The following is a 13,469-nucleotide window of genomic DNA, read 5'->3' as shown; positions in this document are numbered from 1 at the left end:
TTATGAATAACTTACTCAATCAAAATTATCTTTGGATAGAAATATTAAAGTTTAATGAACAAGGATTAATTCCAGCTATCGCTCAAGACCATCAAGACGGTACAATCTTAATGATGGCTTGGATGAATAAAGAATCCATTAAACAAACATTATTAACTAAAGAAGCCCACTATTGGAGTCGCTCTCGTCAGGAGTTGTGGCATAAAGGAGCAACATCAGGTCATATTCAAAAAGTTAATTCTATGTTTTATGATTGTGATGGTGACACTTTATTACTCAAAATTGAGCAAGTAGGAAATATTGCTTGTCATACTGGAGCAAGAAGTTGCTTTTTTAATACTGTATCTTTAACATCTTAAAATTGAGGAAAAAATATGATTTCTATTACTGCAAATACTGATAAAAAAATAGATAAATTTACTTGGAATTACGAACAATCCGCATTTAAAATCAGTTTTGAAACTCTGGGAAAAGGAAAACCGATACTATTATTACCATCATTTAGTACTGTTTCTTCCCGTAGCGAAATGAACACCATTGGGGAGTTTTTAGCCTCTCAATATCAAGTTACCGTCTTTGACTGGCTTGGTTTTGGGGAGTCCGATCGACCTAAAATTGATTATCAACCAATAATTTATCAACAATTATTAACGGATTTTGTTAACCATTATTTTTCAGAACCAATAATAATTGTTACCGCAGGACATAGTGCAGGATATGCGTTAAAATTAGCTAAAAATAACCCTGATTTAGTGGCTAAAATAATTTTAATCGCTCCCACTTGGAAAGGACCATTAAAAGTAATGGGAGTGCCTGATAATGTGGGTAATTTTCTCAAAAATGTAGTTTATAGTCCCATATTAGGGCAGTTTTTATACTATCTTAATACAACCCCTGCTTTTTTAAAATTCATGTATCGCCGTCATGTTTACGTCAATGAAAATCTTTTAACCCCCACATTTATCGCTGAAAAACGAGGAATTACTCAGAGAAAAGGAGCAAGATTTGCACCTTCTGCTTTTGTCACAGGATGTATTGATCCTATCAAAAATCAGGAAGAATTTTTACAATTAATATCCTCTTTCAAACAACCAATTTTAACGATTATCGGGGATAATTCTCCTCCCTATTCTTTATCACAAATGAAAGCCATTATTTCCCTTAAAAATGTTCAAACAATTTCCCTAACTGGTACTCTGGGTATGGCAGAAGAATATTCTCATGTAATCGCTCCTTATATTCAAGAATTTTGTGCGTAATAATGGTTTATTTTGTTAATATAAATTGGACATAAAAATACAGTTTTTGAGATGTAAATTAACCTTAAATATTAAGCCAATTAAAAATATCGTTAACGGTTAAATTTAGTTCTATTTTATCTAATACGGGTAAAATATTATCATCTCGAAAAATTTTAACTTTTTGATCACTAAATACTACTAAAATTGTTTCATCTTCGGGATTAATTAACCAACCTAAATTAGTACCATTTTCAGAACAAAAAAGCAATTTATCTAACACTTTCATTAAACTTTGATCTGGTGATAAAATTTCAATACTCCAATCTGGCAATCTCTCAAATCGATTGGCTATTCTTCCTTTTTCGGTGCGTGGTATTTTATCCCAGACAAATACCGCTACATCAGGTACGATCGAACTATTATTAATAGTACAACGCAATTCGGGAAAAGCATAGGCAATTTTATTAGCTTTTGTTACTTGATTAACTGCGGATACTAATTCAGATTGTAGTGTACTGTGTTCTCCTTGAGGCATAGGCTTAGGGGTAATAACTCCATTAATAAATTCTTGAGGGGGTTTTGTTTCTGCTTGTTGCAAAAATTCTTCTAAGGTGTTGGTTTTTTCTATGGTTGCAATCATAGTTTTCTTTTTTTCATAACTAATTATATTATTTTAAAGGTTCGCTCACCGAAGTGGCGCTGCTCGATCGAATTTTTGTGGTAAAACAATTCAATTACTCAAAGACTCTTTTACTTGTTGTTGATAAAAATAAACGGCGGAATCCTCAAGGCAAAAATCCCCCAAGGTGTCAGCAATGGCTTGTTTCTCTAAATTGCAACCGATAATTTCTAAACCGCTAAAATGAGTTGGTCTGCCTTCTAAAGATAATGGTATACTTGGCGAGGGTATAACTTGAGTTTGGTGAAGGTAGGCAAAAGGCAAGTAGGCAAAAGGCAACTGTACATTTTGCAACATCAGATTATAACCTTGATGAGTATATATTCAAGGGATAAAATTCATGATTGTAGCTGTTGTGTAAATATTCACCATAGACACATTGACCATCCATAATATTAAATATACCTTTAGCCCGAAGAATATCACCATAAGCACCTTGAGTTAATTCCTGCCAAAAAGTCTCTAAACTGGCAAAATCTACCACTTCTTCGGTTAAACCTGCTCGATGTATTTGTAAATTAGAAAAAGAGTTTAAATTATCCTTAATTATTACTTCTTGATTGACAATAATTTTATCGGTTAATCCTTGCCATTTTTGCTGATTTTCGTCTTTGCTAACTAGGGCAATTTTTTGACAATTTAAAGCTGATAAAAGAGGTAGAATTGCTTTCAAATCCAGATATTCAGGAATTTCTAAATAAATATCATTTTTTTGGGCTAACTTTAATAATTCTGTAGGAGATTCTAAGTCAGTAATTGATAAATCAGGGAAAAAACTTTGTAAAAAAGCACCATCAACAGGAAAAGTTTGAGTTTGCGGACTAAAATAATAAATATCCTCATTATTTTCTTTAATTTGTTGTTTTATCCAATGGGTTTTTCCTACCCCAAAGTTACCCATTACTGCGATTATCATATTTTAAAATTAAGAATTAAGAATAAAAAATTAAGATTTATTTATTAACAAGGCATTCTTTCAGTTTAGTTTTTAGTTTATTTTCATCCAGATTTCGCCCTATCATTACTAACTGATTTTTTGGGTTATTTTGCCATTCTTCCGTATCAATATCATAGCGTTTTCCGCTTAGTTGAAAAATATGTTTTAACCCACTTTCGGCAAACCATAATATTCCCTTTGCTCTAAATACTTGATTCATGATATTATCAGTGATGAAATTCTGAAATTTGTCCACATGAAAGGCTCGATCGAACTCTACAGAAATAGACATAAAACCATCTACTTCTAAATGATTAGAATGGTGATGATCATGGTTATGATGGTGATCATGTTCATGATGATGATGGTGATGATCATGAGAATTAGTAACAGATTCCGAAGGATAATTAGTAGGTTTACTTATATCAATATCCAAAATTAAAGGTAAGGGTACTTTACCATATTCAGTATGTAAAATATTAGCACCTTGTTTAATACAATAAATATCTTTTTCTAACTCTTTAATTTTATCTTCTGAAACTAAATCAACCTTATTTAATAAAATAATATCCCCATAAATTACCTGTTTTAAAGCCGCATCACTCTCAAAATGTTCCGCCGTAAAATTATCTGCATCAATTAAAGTTAACACCGAATCAAGACGAATTAAATCTCGTAACTCTGGACTTAAAAAAGTTAAAACTATAGGTAAAGGATCAGCTACTCCCGTAGTTTCAACAATTAGATAATCAATTTTTTTATCACTTTCTAAAACTTGAAAAACCGTATCCATTAAATCATCATTAATGGTGCAACAAATACAACCATTACTAAGACTAACCATATTTTCTTCCACCGATATTAATAACTGACTATCAATATCAATATCTCCAAATTCATTAACTAAAATAGCTACTTTTAAATCTTGATTATTAGTAAGAATATGATTAAGTAAAGTGGTTTTTCCACTACCTAAAAAACCAGTAATAATCGTAACAGGTAATCCTCTTTTCGGTAAAATTAAACTATCCATAAATTAAAAATTAAGAATTAAAAATTAAGAATGAAGAATGAAGAATGAGTTTTTAATTTCTCCCTCTCTCCTCATCCCCTCATCCCCCTATCTCCTCATCCTCCTAACTCTATCACCTTATCCCCTTATCTTTTTACATTATTAACTGTTAAAAGTGGGGCGATGTTGAATTAAATTCATAAATTCTTGACGAGTTTTTGCGTCATCATTAAATACCCCTCGTAATGCACTTGTAGAAGTCCAAGAGCCGGGTTTCTGTACTCCACGCATCACCATACACATATGAGTTGCTTCGATAATCACAGCGACTCCTTGGGGTTGCAATAATCCCTGTAAAGCATCAGCAATTTGAGCAGTTAAACGCTCTTGTACTTGCAATCTTCTAGCGTACATTTCACAAATACGGGCAATTTTGGATAAACCGATGACTTTACCATTGGGAATATAAGCAACATGAGCTCGTCCAAGAATCGGTAGTATATGATGTTCACAAGAGCTAAATAAGTCAATATCTCTGACTAATACCATTTCATTGGCGTTTTCGTGAAATACTGCACCATTTAATAATTCATCTAGGGATTGATTATAACCAGAAGTGAGAAACTTTAAGGCTTTTACTACCCTTTTGGGAGTGTCTATTAATCCTTCTCGATCGGGATTTTCCCCTAATCCTAGTAATAATGTCCTAACGGCTTGAATCATCTGTGCTTCCGTTACGGGAGGCTGAGATTCCATCACGAGGTTAGGTAAAGAATTATTATGATTAGCAGACTTGATGATAGAAGATTCTGTGTATGTCATATTTTTTGTTGATGAGACTAATTAAAATGATAATCGTTATCATTTGTTTTGACAAGAGGTTGGTCATTATATCTTTTTCACTAAAATTCTTAATTCATTCTCTAAAAAGTGTTTTAATAGTCGAGAAATGATGAAAAAAAATTACAGCATTATAATTATTTTGAGTGTAATCCCACTTTTAATCGTCTTTTGGTATTATGCTCATAAACCTCAAAGAATTGATGATGAAAATATTAGGGAAATGGAATATTATTTGAAACAGAAAGAATGTACTCAAATTCTGATCGATCGAAGTAACGGACATAATGTAAAACTACCAGAAGATTGTCCTCAATATTAAAGATTAAGTGTGAGTCTCTTTTTCAATGAGTCTGGATTCTTTGTTTGTTTATCTACCCATCATTGATAGTTTTTGCAAATATAAAAATAATTGCTATTTTATCTCAATTATTATACAATTATTGGTTTGAGCCTTAAGATCGCATCAAAAAGTGTCTGATCACCGATAAACTTGAACGAATAATTCTAGCTAACAAAACAGTTTTTATAATAATCCAGTTGATTTTTAGATTGATATTGAGATTGACAAAATATGAACAGATCATTTGCTGAGATGTTGCACGGAGCCCCTATAGACTTAGAGGAAGTGGAACGAGTCTCTGAGGCATTAATATTTGAGAGGGTATGGCGTGGTCCAAAATTTTTTAAGTTTGCCTGTCTGCTAGTGTTGGCGGCAAGTATCGCCACATTCGGGCTTTTGGGGGACTCCGTAGCGGTTATCATCGGTGCGATGATCGTAGCCCCTTTGATGTTACCCATCATGGGTTTGGCTTTCAGTGTGAGCATCGGGGATCAGAGCAAAATTGTCAGCACAATGCTTGTCAGCTTTGCGGGGATTGCCATGGCGATCGCAGTGGGATTTGTCGTGACATTGCCCATCGCTCAAGTCACCCATCCAGAGGCAATTCAGCAGATCATGATCCGTACATCACCCCATTTACTCGATCTAATGGCAGCCCTTGCCACTGGTTTGGCGGGAGCTTTTGCATTATCCCGCCGAGATGTTTCTGACACCTTGCCGGGAGTAGCCATTGCGGTGTCTTTAGTACCTCCTTTGGCAAATGTGGGGATTCTGTTAGCCCTAGGTGAACCAAAACTCGCCTCTGGTAGCCTATTGCTTTTTGTAACCAACTATGTATCCATTTTGCTCACAGGTGCTCTTGTTTTCGTAGTGATGGGATTTCGCCAAGTGGCAACCTCGCCATTCGATCCACGCGCCCGACGTAGAGCGGTAACGATCGCTTTCGTAGCTTTAATGATTATCGTGATTCCTCTGTCTCTGTCTAGTTATAATCTGATCGTCACTAATAAGATTTCCTCCAGAGCCTACACCATTGCACAAGAATGGCTAGACGGTTCAGGGTATCGTCTTCTGAGGGTTGATGCGGAAACGGCAGATGGAACGGTAAACCTCCTCCTCTTGGGAGACGGAGAAATTCCCCCTCTGAGTAAGTTTGAAGAACAAGCCAAAGATCTTCTTTTAGGCAGAACTGTCCGGGTGAAAGTGGTTGAATCACAGACAATTTACATCGGTGAATAGTTCCTGCAAAATAACCTCAGAAACTGCCTTATAGTAATAACTATGGGTTTTAGTTTCTGAAGAGTAATTAGTGAATAAATTAACGTTTTCGACCCTAAAAAAGTAGATAAATTAAGCTAAAATAAGTTAGTTATAAATATTAGCAAAAATCAATGAACTTCCATACAATAATTTTAAGAGAAAGTAAAAAATATTGGGTTTCATTATGTTTAGAGAATGGTTTAGTGGCACAGGGTGAAACTCAACAACAAGCTATTGATAAACTTCAAGAAGCGATCGTCTCTTTTGAAGAAATTTATCAATCTGAAGATGATATTTATTCCTCTCCTCTCTCCATTAAAGAATTACACGAATTTTTAACTATAGAAGAAGAAACAGATATTTATGAATTAAGGAAAGTATATGCCTAAAAATATACCTTCCCTTAAACCCAAAGAACTAATTAAGATTTTAGAAAAAGCTGGGTGTCAATATTATCGAGAAGGAAAAGGAGATCATCGTCTATACTTTCGTGAATTTGAGGGCAAAAAAAGAGTTGTGCCTATTGATATAGGGGCAAAAGAAATGTCCCCTCCTTATGTACTCAGAATTTTTAGACAATTTGGTTTTACAGATAATGAAATACAAATCTTAATTAAGTAATTTGCTACAGTTTTATTTGTAGGGGTTGAATACTATTCAACCCTTATGGCTTTAGTCGCCATAATAACCCCTAAAGGGGTTACTACGAACCTGCTCGATCGAACAATAATATATTATGAATGTTGGCTTAACTGTTGGGCTACTTGTTTGGCAAAATAGGTAAAAATCAAGTCTGCACCTGCCCTTTTCATACTGGTAAGGGTTTCTAACACTACTTTATCCTCATCTATCCAACCTCTTTGACTACCTGCTTTTATCATCGAATACTCACCACTAACGTTATAGGCGACTACGGGTAAATTGGTATAGTCTCGCACTCGTCGAATAATGTCTAAATAGGCTAAAGCTGGTTTAATCATTACCATATCTGCACCCTCTTTAATATCTAAAGCTACTTCTTTAATCGCTTCTTTCCCGTTGGCGTAATCCATCTGATAAGTTTTTTTATCGCCAAATTTTGGTGCTGACTCTAAAGCATCTCGAAAGGGTCCATAATAAGCTGAGGCATATTTTGCTGAATAGGCTAGGATTCCTGTATTTATCCAACCTTCCTCATCCAATGCTTTTCTAATTGCCCCAATTCTACCGTCCATCATATCCGAAGGTGCAACCATATCCGCTCCTGCCTCAGCATGGGATAACGCCATTTTTACTAAGACTTCCACAGTTTCATCATTCAATATTTCTCCGTCTTTAACAATACCATCATGACCGTAAGTAGAGTAAGGATCAAGGGCAATATCGGTAATTACGGTTAATTGTGGTATTTTTGTTTTAATAGTTTTGACGGTACGTTGTACTAAACCATTAGGGTTATAACTTTCTTTACCTTCGTTGTCTTTTTTTTCATCAGCAATTAAGGGAAAAAGTGCGATCGCATTTATGCCTAAATCAAATACTTCTTGTAATTCTAAAAGTAATAAATCGAGGGAAAAACGATAACAATTCGGCATGGAGGGTATTTCCTGTTTGATGTTTTCCCCTTCTATCACAAATACGGGATAAATTAAATCATTGACGGTTAATTGGTTCTCTTGTACCATCGATCGAAGTGATTCTGTACGGCGTAAACGTCTAGGGCGATGTAATAATAAAGACATACTTTAATTAAAAGATAATGATTATCATTTTAATATAGCAAAGGATAGATTTAATTCGAGATAAAATTTATCAATCAAAGTAAATGTAAAGTTTTAATAAGTTATCTTGGCACTAAACAATTAATCGCTATATAGTTATCAATATAAAATCAAATAATCACTATAAACAAAATCAATGACGGTATTAACTCAAGAAAAAACAGCTATTCAAAATAACTTACCCCCTAGCAATTCCAGAGAAAAAGCTAGAGAATTTGTGAAAACATTACAAGATCAAATTTGTCAAGGTTTAGAGGCAGTGGATGGAAAAGCAAAATTTCATGAAGACAACTGGCAAAGAGAAGAAGGAGGCGGAGGACGCACAAGAGTAATCTCAGATGGTGGCGTTTTTGAACAAGGGGGGGTTAATTTTTCGGAAGTGTGGGGCGATACTTTACCACCTTCCATTTTAGTACAACGTCCCGAAGCAGCAGGGCATGGTTTTTACGCTACAGGTACATCTATGGTATTGCATCCTAAAAATCCCTATGTACCTACAGTACACCTCAATTATCGTTACTTTGAAGCAGGTCCTGTATGGTGGTTTGGCGGTGGTGCAGATTTAACTCCCTACTATGGTTTTGAAGAAGATGCGATTCATTTTCACCAAACTTTAAAACAAGCCTGTGACAAGCATCATCCTGAATACTATCCTGCCTTTAAGCGTTGGTGTGATGAGTATTTTTACTTAAAACATCGTCAGGAAGCTCGTGGTATTGGTGGCATTTTCTTTGATTATTTGGACGATCGAGGTATTCTTTATGGAGGCTCAGATCATAATGGATTAGCTCATCAGTATAGCGAAAAAGTGGGTCAAGTGTCTCATTCTTGGGAAGATTTATTTAATTTTGCTCAAAGTTGTGGTAATGCCTTTTTACCTTCTTATATCCCCATTGTCGAACGCCGTAACAGTATGGAATATGGAGACAGAGAGCGTCAATTCCAATTATATCGTCGTGGGCGTTATGTGGAATTTAATTTAGTGTACGATCGAGGTACTATTTTTGGTTTACAAACTAATGGACGAACAGAATCTATTTTAATGTCTTTACCTCCTCTTACCCGTTGGGAATATGGCTATAAACCCGAAGCAGGAAGCGTGGAAGCAAAATTAACAGAATATTTCTTACAATCGAGAGATTGGGCATAAAATTAAGTAGGGCGATGCACCGCCGTTATAAGTAAATAGGCAAAATTAATTGTATGTTTACTTTATGAAAGACAAAAGGCAAGGGGCAAAAGACAACAAAGATTGTAAGTTATTTTAATTAATTTAAAAATTCACAATCTATTTTGCATCATTGGTTAGAAGTATTTTAAAAATAAAATCAAAAGTGTTCACTTGAGGAAAAAAATCCTCAAAACTGAACACTTTTTTTAATTTATGTCTATTAGAAAATTAATAGGGATTTGTGGGTAAATTGAAACCTTTTTCTCGTAAGTAATTTCCTGTTTCACGGGAAGGAGTGTAATGATAACCAAAACCGCTATTACCCTCAGAATCATTAATAACTTGAGGAGTAACCATCACAATCACTTCTGAGCGACTTTTATCCTTAAAGGTTGAGCGGAAAAGACTACCGATAATAGGTAAGTCTCCCAAAAAAGGAATTTTAGACACAAGAGTTCTTTCCTCATCAGAGATGATACCTGATAAAATAAGAGTTTGCCCATCCCGTAAACGGATTAAACCAGAATTTACTTCTCTTTTGACTAAAGGACGAATGGTATTACTGGCACCAATACCACTTTCAAATCTTTGTTCTTCTCCGGGGGCACTAATACTGGGATTTACCCTTAGGTTAATAAAACCATTATCATCAATTTTGTCAATTTCTAATGTTAAAATTAACCCAGCTTCTTCTAAAACAGGAGTTGTGGTTCTGACACCATTATCAGGATCAGTTTCTGATTCAACGGAAGTCACTATATTCTGTACTAATTTTACTGCCCCTGTTTGCCCTTCTTGAACAACTAAAGTGGGATCAGTGAGAATTTTACCATTACCATTACTGATGTTTGCCCGAATTTGAGCTAAAAAGGCTTGAGGAACATTAAAGTTTTGCCCAGCTCTCACCGTAGCGGCTTGTTCTGGACTATTTGGATCATAGTTGACTCCAAAAGGAGAAATTTGTCCAGAGTTAGGAGATGCTAAAGGTAAGCCTTGTAAAGTTCTTGATACCGTACGAGAAATATTATCAGCGATCGATCGAGTTAAATTGCTGTTGTCTGATTGCGTTAAATTACGATTGTCTGACTGACTTAAAGTATTAGCAACAGTATTTGTTAAATTTTCTGTTAAAGCTCTCGATAGATTTTCAGCTTGATCTCTCGTAAAATTTGAAGTATTACCAAATTGACTCAGTGTCCGATTAATCGTATCTGAAAAATTTTGAGTTAAACCATCAGTTAAACTACTATTAGTGGATTGATTTACACTATTGGCTGAACTATTTGTAAGATCATTCGCTAAACTATTAGCAAGTTGCGAAGCCAAATTATTACTGAAGTTTTCTGTAATAGTAACTCGATTATTATAAGGATCAACTAACTGATTATCTACATAACCTTGCTGTGCTAGGTCGGAATTGCCCACTCCACTGGTTCTCCACTGTTCGGGATTAACATTTTGATTATTCGTACCAAAATTAATTACCCCAACACCGCCTTGTTGAACGACTCCTGTGTTGTCAATACCAAAGGAAAAACTAGAACCAAAACTATCCGTTTGATTTAATTGTACATCCACAACTTTAACGTTAACTGCCACTTGACGACGGCGAATATCTAACTGAGTTAACATCGAACTTGCCATTTGTACTAAATTTGCTTCTCCCACAAGATTGATCGAACCTGTCCGATCGTCCGTACTAACTTGTAAGCCGACTAAAGGTAAAGCCGATCGAGCATTATCCGAATCAGGACGTTTCACCGCTCTGAGTTCTGTTACTCCTTGAGTTTCTCTGATTACAGCACCATCAGCATTAAATTCTCTTTGAACAGGGGTAAAAATAACAGAAACTTCCGCTCCCTGACTGGCTAGAAAGTTTGCAGCACCTTCAGGAGAGGCTTGATTAAGACGGAGAGTTCTGCTAATCAGATTTCTTGCACCACTGGGCAATCTATCCCCTACAACGATCGTTTTATCCCTTTGACTTGCCTGTAAATTAGAAAGCATTAAAACATTATTAAAAATATTTTGTATCGTATCCCCTTCCAATTCTAAAGAGATTGTCGTAAAAGCATTTTGAGTCGCATTTGCTCCCGCCGTTGGTTGTTGTGCTTGTTGTTGTTCTGTAAAAATAATATTAAAACCTGCAGCTCTGGCTAATAGGGCTAAAACTTCATTGGCTGGTGCTTGTCTTAGTACTAAACGAGGAATAGTTGCTAATCCCCCCTGCCCTAAATTAATCCCCGATGATAAATCAGGTTTAATATTTCCTACAGACATATCTCCCACTGGGGGGGCAACGGCTCTTGTGAAAGGAGGGGGAGCGGATTGATTATTAACGGGTTTTCCATCAATGGTTATAGTCGGATTTGGGACTAAAACATCCTGATTGGGAGGAAAGGTTTGAGCTATCCAATTAGGCTGTTTCTTCAGGCTTAGTTTTTTATTAATACTGGGATTTGCTAGGGCTAAAGACTGCCAACAAAGTAGAATGACGGCACTACTGCTTAAAAACTTGATTTGATGAAAAGAAAATTTGATCATTGATTTAACTCCTACACACAATTAAATTTGAAAGGTTAAATGAAATAAAGATTTGTAAAAAAGACTGGACTTATTGAGCAGGTTGTTGTGTTTCTGGAGGAGGCGTTGCTCCTTCTTCTGTCGGGGGCGTTTCAGGAGCTTTCACTTGAGGAAATACGGCATTCAAAGTAACAGTAGTTTTCAATTTTGGTTCTCCTATCGCTAATAATTGATCATTTTCAAATAAATATTGAGTAGGATCAACTGTAGAAGTACTTAAATTTTGTACAACTAACAAAGGTTGTAATCTTTCTAAATCTTGTAAGAATAATTGTAACTGGGTAAAAGTTCCTTCTAAGTCAAGATTAAAAGTTTTTACCGCAATATTATTCGTGGCTAAAGTTCCTAAAGAATCATCTGTTACGGTGGTTACTTCTCCTGCTGGAACATAACTTTTCATTCTCACATTACTAATGTTACTAAAACTATTCACATCGAGTAATAAAGTTTCTATAGTTTCGTCATTAGAAAATAACTGCAATACATCTTGTTTAAGATCTTTGGTTTCTTCTAACTCACTACGTTTATTGACGAGAATTTGTTCTAATTGGCTAGAACTAAGTTGGCTTAATTGGGCTTGTTTTTCTTGTTTTTGGTTATTGAGTTCCGATAATTCACTCCAAACGGGAAGTACTTGAGACCAAAATAGATAACCTGCAATTAAAAATCCACTTACTCCTATGGCTACACCAGTAATGGTAGGGGTAAAAGTAATTCCAAAGGCTTGGGGATAATCGCTAGATTCTCCAAAATCGCCGTCTTGGGGATCAAATTCGTCGGATGTAGTAGTAAATGTCATGGGGTTGCTCCTTCTGCTGGTGGTGTTTCTCCTTCTGCTGGTGGTGTTTCAGGTTGCACTACAGGTTCTAAATCTAATGCTCCTTTTCTTTGTAAATAAGTTAATCTGGATACAAGACCGATGGCACCTCTGGCATTGAGTTGATTTAGTAATTCCTCCGATGATATATCATTTATTTCTGTGTTAATGGTATAGCTTACCACTTCGGGTAATTCTATTTCTACAGAATTCTCGGTATTTTGATTGATAGGATTATTGGCATTTGTGATAATTTGCGATCGATCAAAAACAACATTACCCGGATTTGCCACCATAGAGGTAGTAGTTAATGTTGTCTTTTCTCCATTGAGGAAACGAGAATTTTTGAGAGTTAAGAGAAAGTCATTAACTTGATCATAAGAATCAGCATAACCATTAATCGTAAGAGTTCTATTACCAGACTGAGTAATGCCTTGAATCTGCAAATTAGTGGGTGTTACACTACTAATTTCTGATAGCATAGCAGACCAAGGTTTAATCTGTTTAAAGACGCTCACAAGAATGGCTACTTCATTAGTAACCGTGGCAATTTCCGTTTCTATTTGTTTAACTTGAGCATTTTGTCCTTGTAGTCTCTGGATTTCAACGTCCAACTCGGCGATCGTTTGATTAGTGGAGGTTTTTTGATTGTTTAACAAAAATAAAGCACCTCCTGTGGCAGCAATAAAAGCCACAGCCACTCCAGCACCAATAATTATCGGTAACTGAATTGTTTTTGGTGTTACCTTTTTCTTCAATGCCATAGTGCTACCTGTGGCATCTAATTTACGATCTTTAAGGAAATTAATATCGATGTTGTACATAG

The 13,469-nt window shown here is 35.5% G+C and carries 16 protein-coding genes and 1 pseudogene; 8 read left to right on the top strand and 9 right to left on the bottom strand.

The features are described from left to right. Positions 1 to 2: 2 nt before the first annotated feature. Entirely contained in the window at positions 3 to 359 is a 357-nt protein-coding gene (gene hisI, locus SYN6308_RS02985) for a phosphoribosyl-AMP cyclohydrolase (protein WP_017292946.1), read from the top strand. Between the two features lie 15 nt (positions 360 to 374). Further along, positions 375 to 1,259 carry an alpha/beta hydrolase gene (locus SYN6308_RS02980; protein ID WP_017292945.1) on the top strand — a complete coding sequence of 295 codons (885 nt, stop codon included), beginning with the start codon at positions 375 to 377 and terminating at the stop codon, positions 1,257 to 1,259. 64 nt (positions 1,260 to 1,323) lie between these two features. Here the strand turns inward: SYN6308_RS02980 and SYN6308_RS02975 are convergent, their stop codons facing one another. The 5 genes from SYN6308_RS02975 to folE form a co-directional block, all read right to left on the bottom strand. Next, on the bottom strand, positions 1,324 to 1,881 hold the full coding sequence (locus tag SYN6308_RS02975) for a Uma2 family endonuclease (protein ID WP_017292944.1): 558 nt from the start codon (positions 1,879 to 1,881) through the stop codon (positions 1,324 to 1,326). A 90-nt stretch (positions 1,882 to 1,971) separates the two neighbouring features. Continuing rightward, on the bottom strand, positions 1,972 to 2,217 hold the full coding sequence (locus SYN6308_RS25425; protein ID WP_040466764.1) for a hypothetical protein: 246 nt from the start codon (positions 2,215 to 2,217) through the stop codon (positions 1,972 to 1,974). Positions 2,218 to 2,221: 4 nt separating this feature from the next. Then, positions 2,222 to 2,836, bottom strand: coding sequence for a hypothetical protein (locus SYN6308_RS21635; protein WP_052312586.1), 615 nt, complete (start codon positions 2,834 to 2,836; stop codon positions 2,222 to 2,224). Positions 2,837 to 2,873: 37 nt separating this feature from the next. After that, positions 2,874 to 3,890: a CobW family GTP-binding protein gene (locus tag SYN6308_RS02965; RefSeq protein ID WP_017292943.1), complete on the bottom strand. Its 1,017-nt coding sequence runs from the start codon at positions 3,888 to 3,890 to the stop codon at positions 2,874 to 2,876. 141 nt (positions 3,891 to 4,031) lie between these two features. Further along, entirely contained in the window at positions 4,032 to 4,625 is a 594-nt protein-coding gene (gene folE, locus SYN6308_RS02960; protein WP_390091417.1) for a GTP cyclohydrolase I FolE, read from the bottom strand. Between the two features lie 193 nt (positions 4,626 to 4,818). On the opposite strand from folE, the gene SYN6308_RS02955 reads away from it, so the two are divergent. The 5 genes and pseudogenes from SYN6308_RS02955 (at position 4,819) to SYN6308_RS02940 (ending at position 6,933) form a co-directional block, all read left to right on the top strand. Further along, the gene (locus SYN6308_RS02955; protein WP_017292941.1) at positions 4,819 to 5,031 is read left to right on the top strand and encodes a hypothetical protein; all 213 of its coding nucleotides are present in this window, start codon (positions 4,819 to 4,821) and stop codon (positions 5,029 to 5,031) included. 252 nt (positions 5,032 to 5,283) lie between these two features. Next, a pseudogene (locus SYN6308_RS25955) lies at positions 5,284 to 5,841 on the top strand (DUF389 domain-containing protein); the annotation flags it as partial. A gap of 84 nt (positions 5,842 to 5,925) precedes the next feature. Continuing rightward, positions 5,926 to 6,291, top strand: coding sequence for a hypothetical protein (locus SYN6308_RS25415; protein WP_237741250.1), 366 nt, complete (start codon positions 5,926 to 5,928; stop codon positions 6,289 to 6,291). 152 nt (positions 6,292 to 6,443) lie between these two features. Beyond that, on the top strand, positions 6,444 to 6,701 hold the full coding sequence (locus SYN6308_RS02945) for a type II toxin-antitoxin system HicB family antitoxin (RefSeq protein ID WP_017292939.1): 258 nt from the start codon (positions 6,444 to 6,446) through the stop codon (positions 6,699 to 6,701). Further along, positions 6,694 to 6,933, top strand: a complete 240-nt coding sequence (locus tag SYN6308_RS02940; RefSeq protein ID WP_017292938.1) for a type II toxin-antitoxin system HicA family toxin — start codon at positions 6,694 to 6,696, stop codon at positions 6,931 to 6,933. Before SYN6308_RS02945 ends, SYN6308_RS02940 begins: the two co-directional genes overlap by 8 nt. 113 nt (positions 6,934 to 7,046) lie before the next feature. Here the strand turns inward: SYN6308_RS02940 and hemB are convergent, their stop codons facing one another. Next, positions 7,047 to 8,033, bottom strand: coding sequence for a porphobilinogen synthase (gene hemB / locus SYN6308_RS02935; RefSeq protein WP_017292937.1), 987 nt, complete (start codon positions 8,031 to 8,033; stop codon positions 7,047 to 7,049). 175 nt (positions 8,034 to 8,208) lie between these two features. Between hemB and hemF the strand changes: the two genes are divergently transcribed. Beyond that, positions 8,209 to 9,222 carry an oxygen-dependent coproporphyrinogen oxidase gene (hemF, locus tag SYN6308_RS02930; protein ID WP_017292936.1) on the top strand — a complete coding sequence of 338 codons (1,014 nt, stop codon included), beginning with the start codon at positions 8,209 to 8,211 and terminating at the stop codon, positions 9,220 to 9,222. A gap of 249 nt (positions 9,223 to 9,471) precedes the next feature. Here hemF and SYN6308_RS02925 read toward each other — a convergent pair whose 3' ends face one another. From SYN6308_RS02925 to SYN6308_RS02915, 3 genes are all read right to left on the bottom strand, one after another. Beyond that, positions 9,472 to 11,787 carry a type II secretion system protein GspD gene (locus SYN6308_RS02925; RefSeq protein WP_017292935.1) on the bottom strand — a complete coding sequence of 772 codons (2,316 nt, stop codon included), beginning with the start codon at positions 11,785 to 11,787 and terminating at the stop codon, positions 9,472 to 9,474. 70 nt (positions 11,788 to 11,857) lie between these two features. Then, complete coding sequence (locus SYN6308_RS02920; protein WP_017292934.1) at positions 11,858 to 12,625, bottom strand: hypothetical protein; 768 nt, start codon at positions 12,623 to 12,625, stop codon at positions 11,858 to 11,860. Next, a complete protein-coding gene (locus SYN6308_RS02915; protein WP_017292933.1) occupies positions 12,622 to 13,467 on the bottom strand; it encodes a PilN domain-containing protein in 846 nt (281 codons plus the stop codon). The genes SYN6308_RS02920 and SYN6308_RS02915 overlap by 4 nt, the downstream gene beginning before the upstream one ends. Between the last annotated feature and the right edge of the window lie 2 nt (positions 13,468 to 13,469).

The sequence above is a fragment of the Geminocystis herdmanii PCC 6308 genome, assembly GCF_000332235.1.
Taxonomy (GTDB): Bacteria; Cyanobacteriota; Cyanobacteriia; order Cyanobacteriales; family Cyanobacteriaceae; genus Geminocystis; species Geminocystis herdmanii.
This window is presented reverse-complemented; position numbering and strand designations above follow the sequence as displayed.

Excerpts from the sequence above, each read along its gene's own strand:
- folE (WP_390091417.1), bottom strand. The coding sequence starts at position 4,625 with ATGGAATCTCAGCCTCCCGTAACGGAAGCACAGATGATTCAAGCCGTT.
- SYN6308_RS21635 (WP_052312586.1), bottom strand. The coding sequence starts at position 2,836 with ATGATAATCGCAGTAATGGGTAACTTTGGGGTAGGAAAAACCCATTGG.
- hisI (WP_017292946.1), top strand. The coding sequence starts at position 3 with ATGAATAACTTACTCAATCAAAATTATCTTTGGATAGAAATATTAAAG.
- SYN6308_RS02955 (WP_017292941.1), top strand. The coding sequence starts at position 4,819 with ATGATGAAAAAAAATTACAGCATTATAATTATTTTGAGTGTAATCCCA.
- SYN6308_RS02915 (WP_017292933.1), bottom strand. The coding sequence starts at position 13,467 with ATGTACAACATCGATATTAATTTCCTTAAAGATCGTAAATTAGATGCC.
- SYN6308_RS02945 (WP_017292939.1), top strand. The coding sequence starts at position 6,444 with ATGAACTTCCATACAATAATTTTAAGAGAAAGTAAAAAATATTGGGTT.
- SYN6308_RS02940 (WP_017292938.1), top strand. The coding sequence starts at position 6,694 with ATGCCTAAAAATATACCTTCCCTTAAACCCAAAGAACTAATTAAGATT.
- hemB (WP_017292937.1), bottom strand. The coding sequence starts at position 8,033 with ATGTCTTTATTATTACATCGCCCTAGACGTTTACGCCGTACAGAATCA.
- SYN6308_RS02925 (WP_017292935.1), bottom strand. The coding sequence starts at position 11,787 with ATGATCAAATTTTCTTTTCATCAAATCAAGTTTTTAAGCAGTAGTGCC.
- SYN6308_RS02920 (WP_017292934.1), bottom strand. The coding sequence starts at position 12,625 with ATGACATTTACTACTACATCCGACGAATTTGATCCCCAAGACGGCGAT.
- SYN6308_RS02980 (WP_017292945.1), top strand. The coding sequence starts at position 375 with ATGATTTCTATTACTGCAAATACTGATAAAAAAATAGATAAATTTACT.
- SYN6308_RS02975 (WP_017292944.1), bottom strand. The coding sequence starts at position 1,881 with ATGATTGCAACCATAGAAAAAACCAACACCTTAGAAGAATTTTTGCAA.
- SYN6308_RS25415 (WP_237741250.1), top strand. The coding sequence starts at position 5,926 with ATGGGATTTCGCCAAGTGGCAACCTCGCCATTCGATCCACGCGCCCGA.
- SYN6308_RS02965 (WP_017292943.1), bottom strand. The coding sequence starts at position 3,890 with ATGGATAGTTTAATTTTACCGAAAAGAGGATTACCTGTTACGATTATT.
- hemF (WP_017292936.1), top strand. The coding sequence starts at position 8,209 with ATGACGGTATTAACTCAAGAAAAAACAGCTATTCAAAATAACTTACCC.
- SYN6308_RS25425 (WP_040466764.1), bottom strand. The coding sequence starts at position 2,217 with ATGTTGCAAAATGTACAGTTGCCTTTTGCCTACTTGCCTTTTGCCTAC.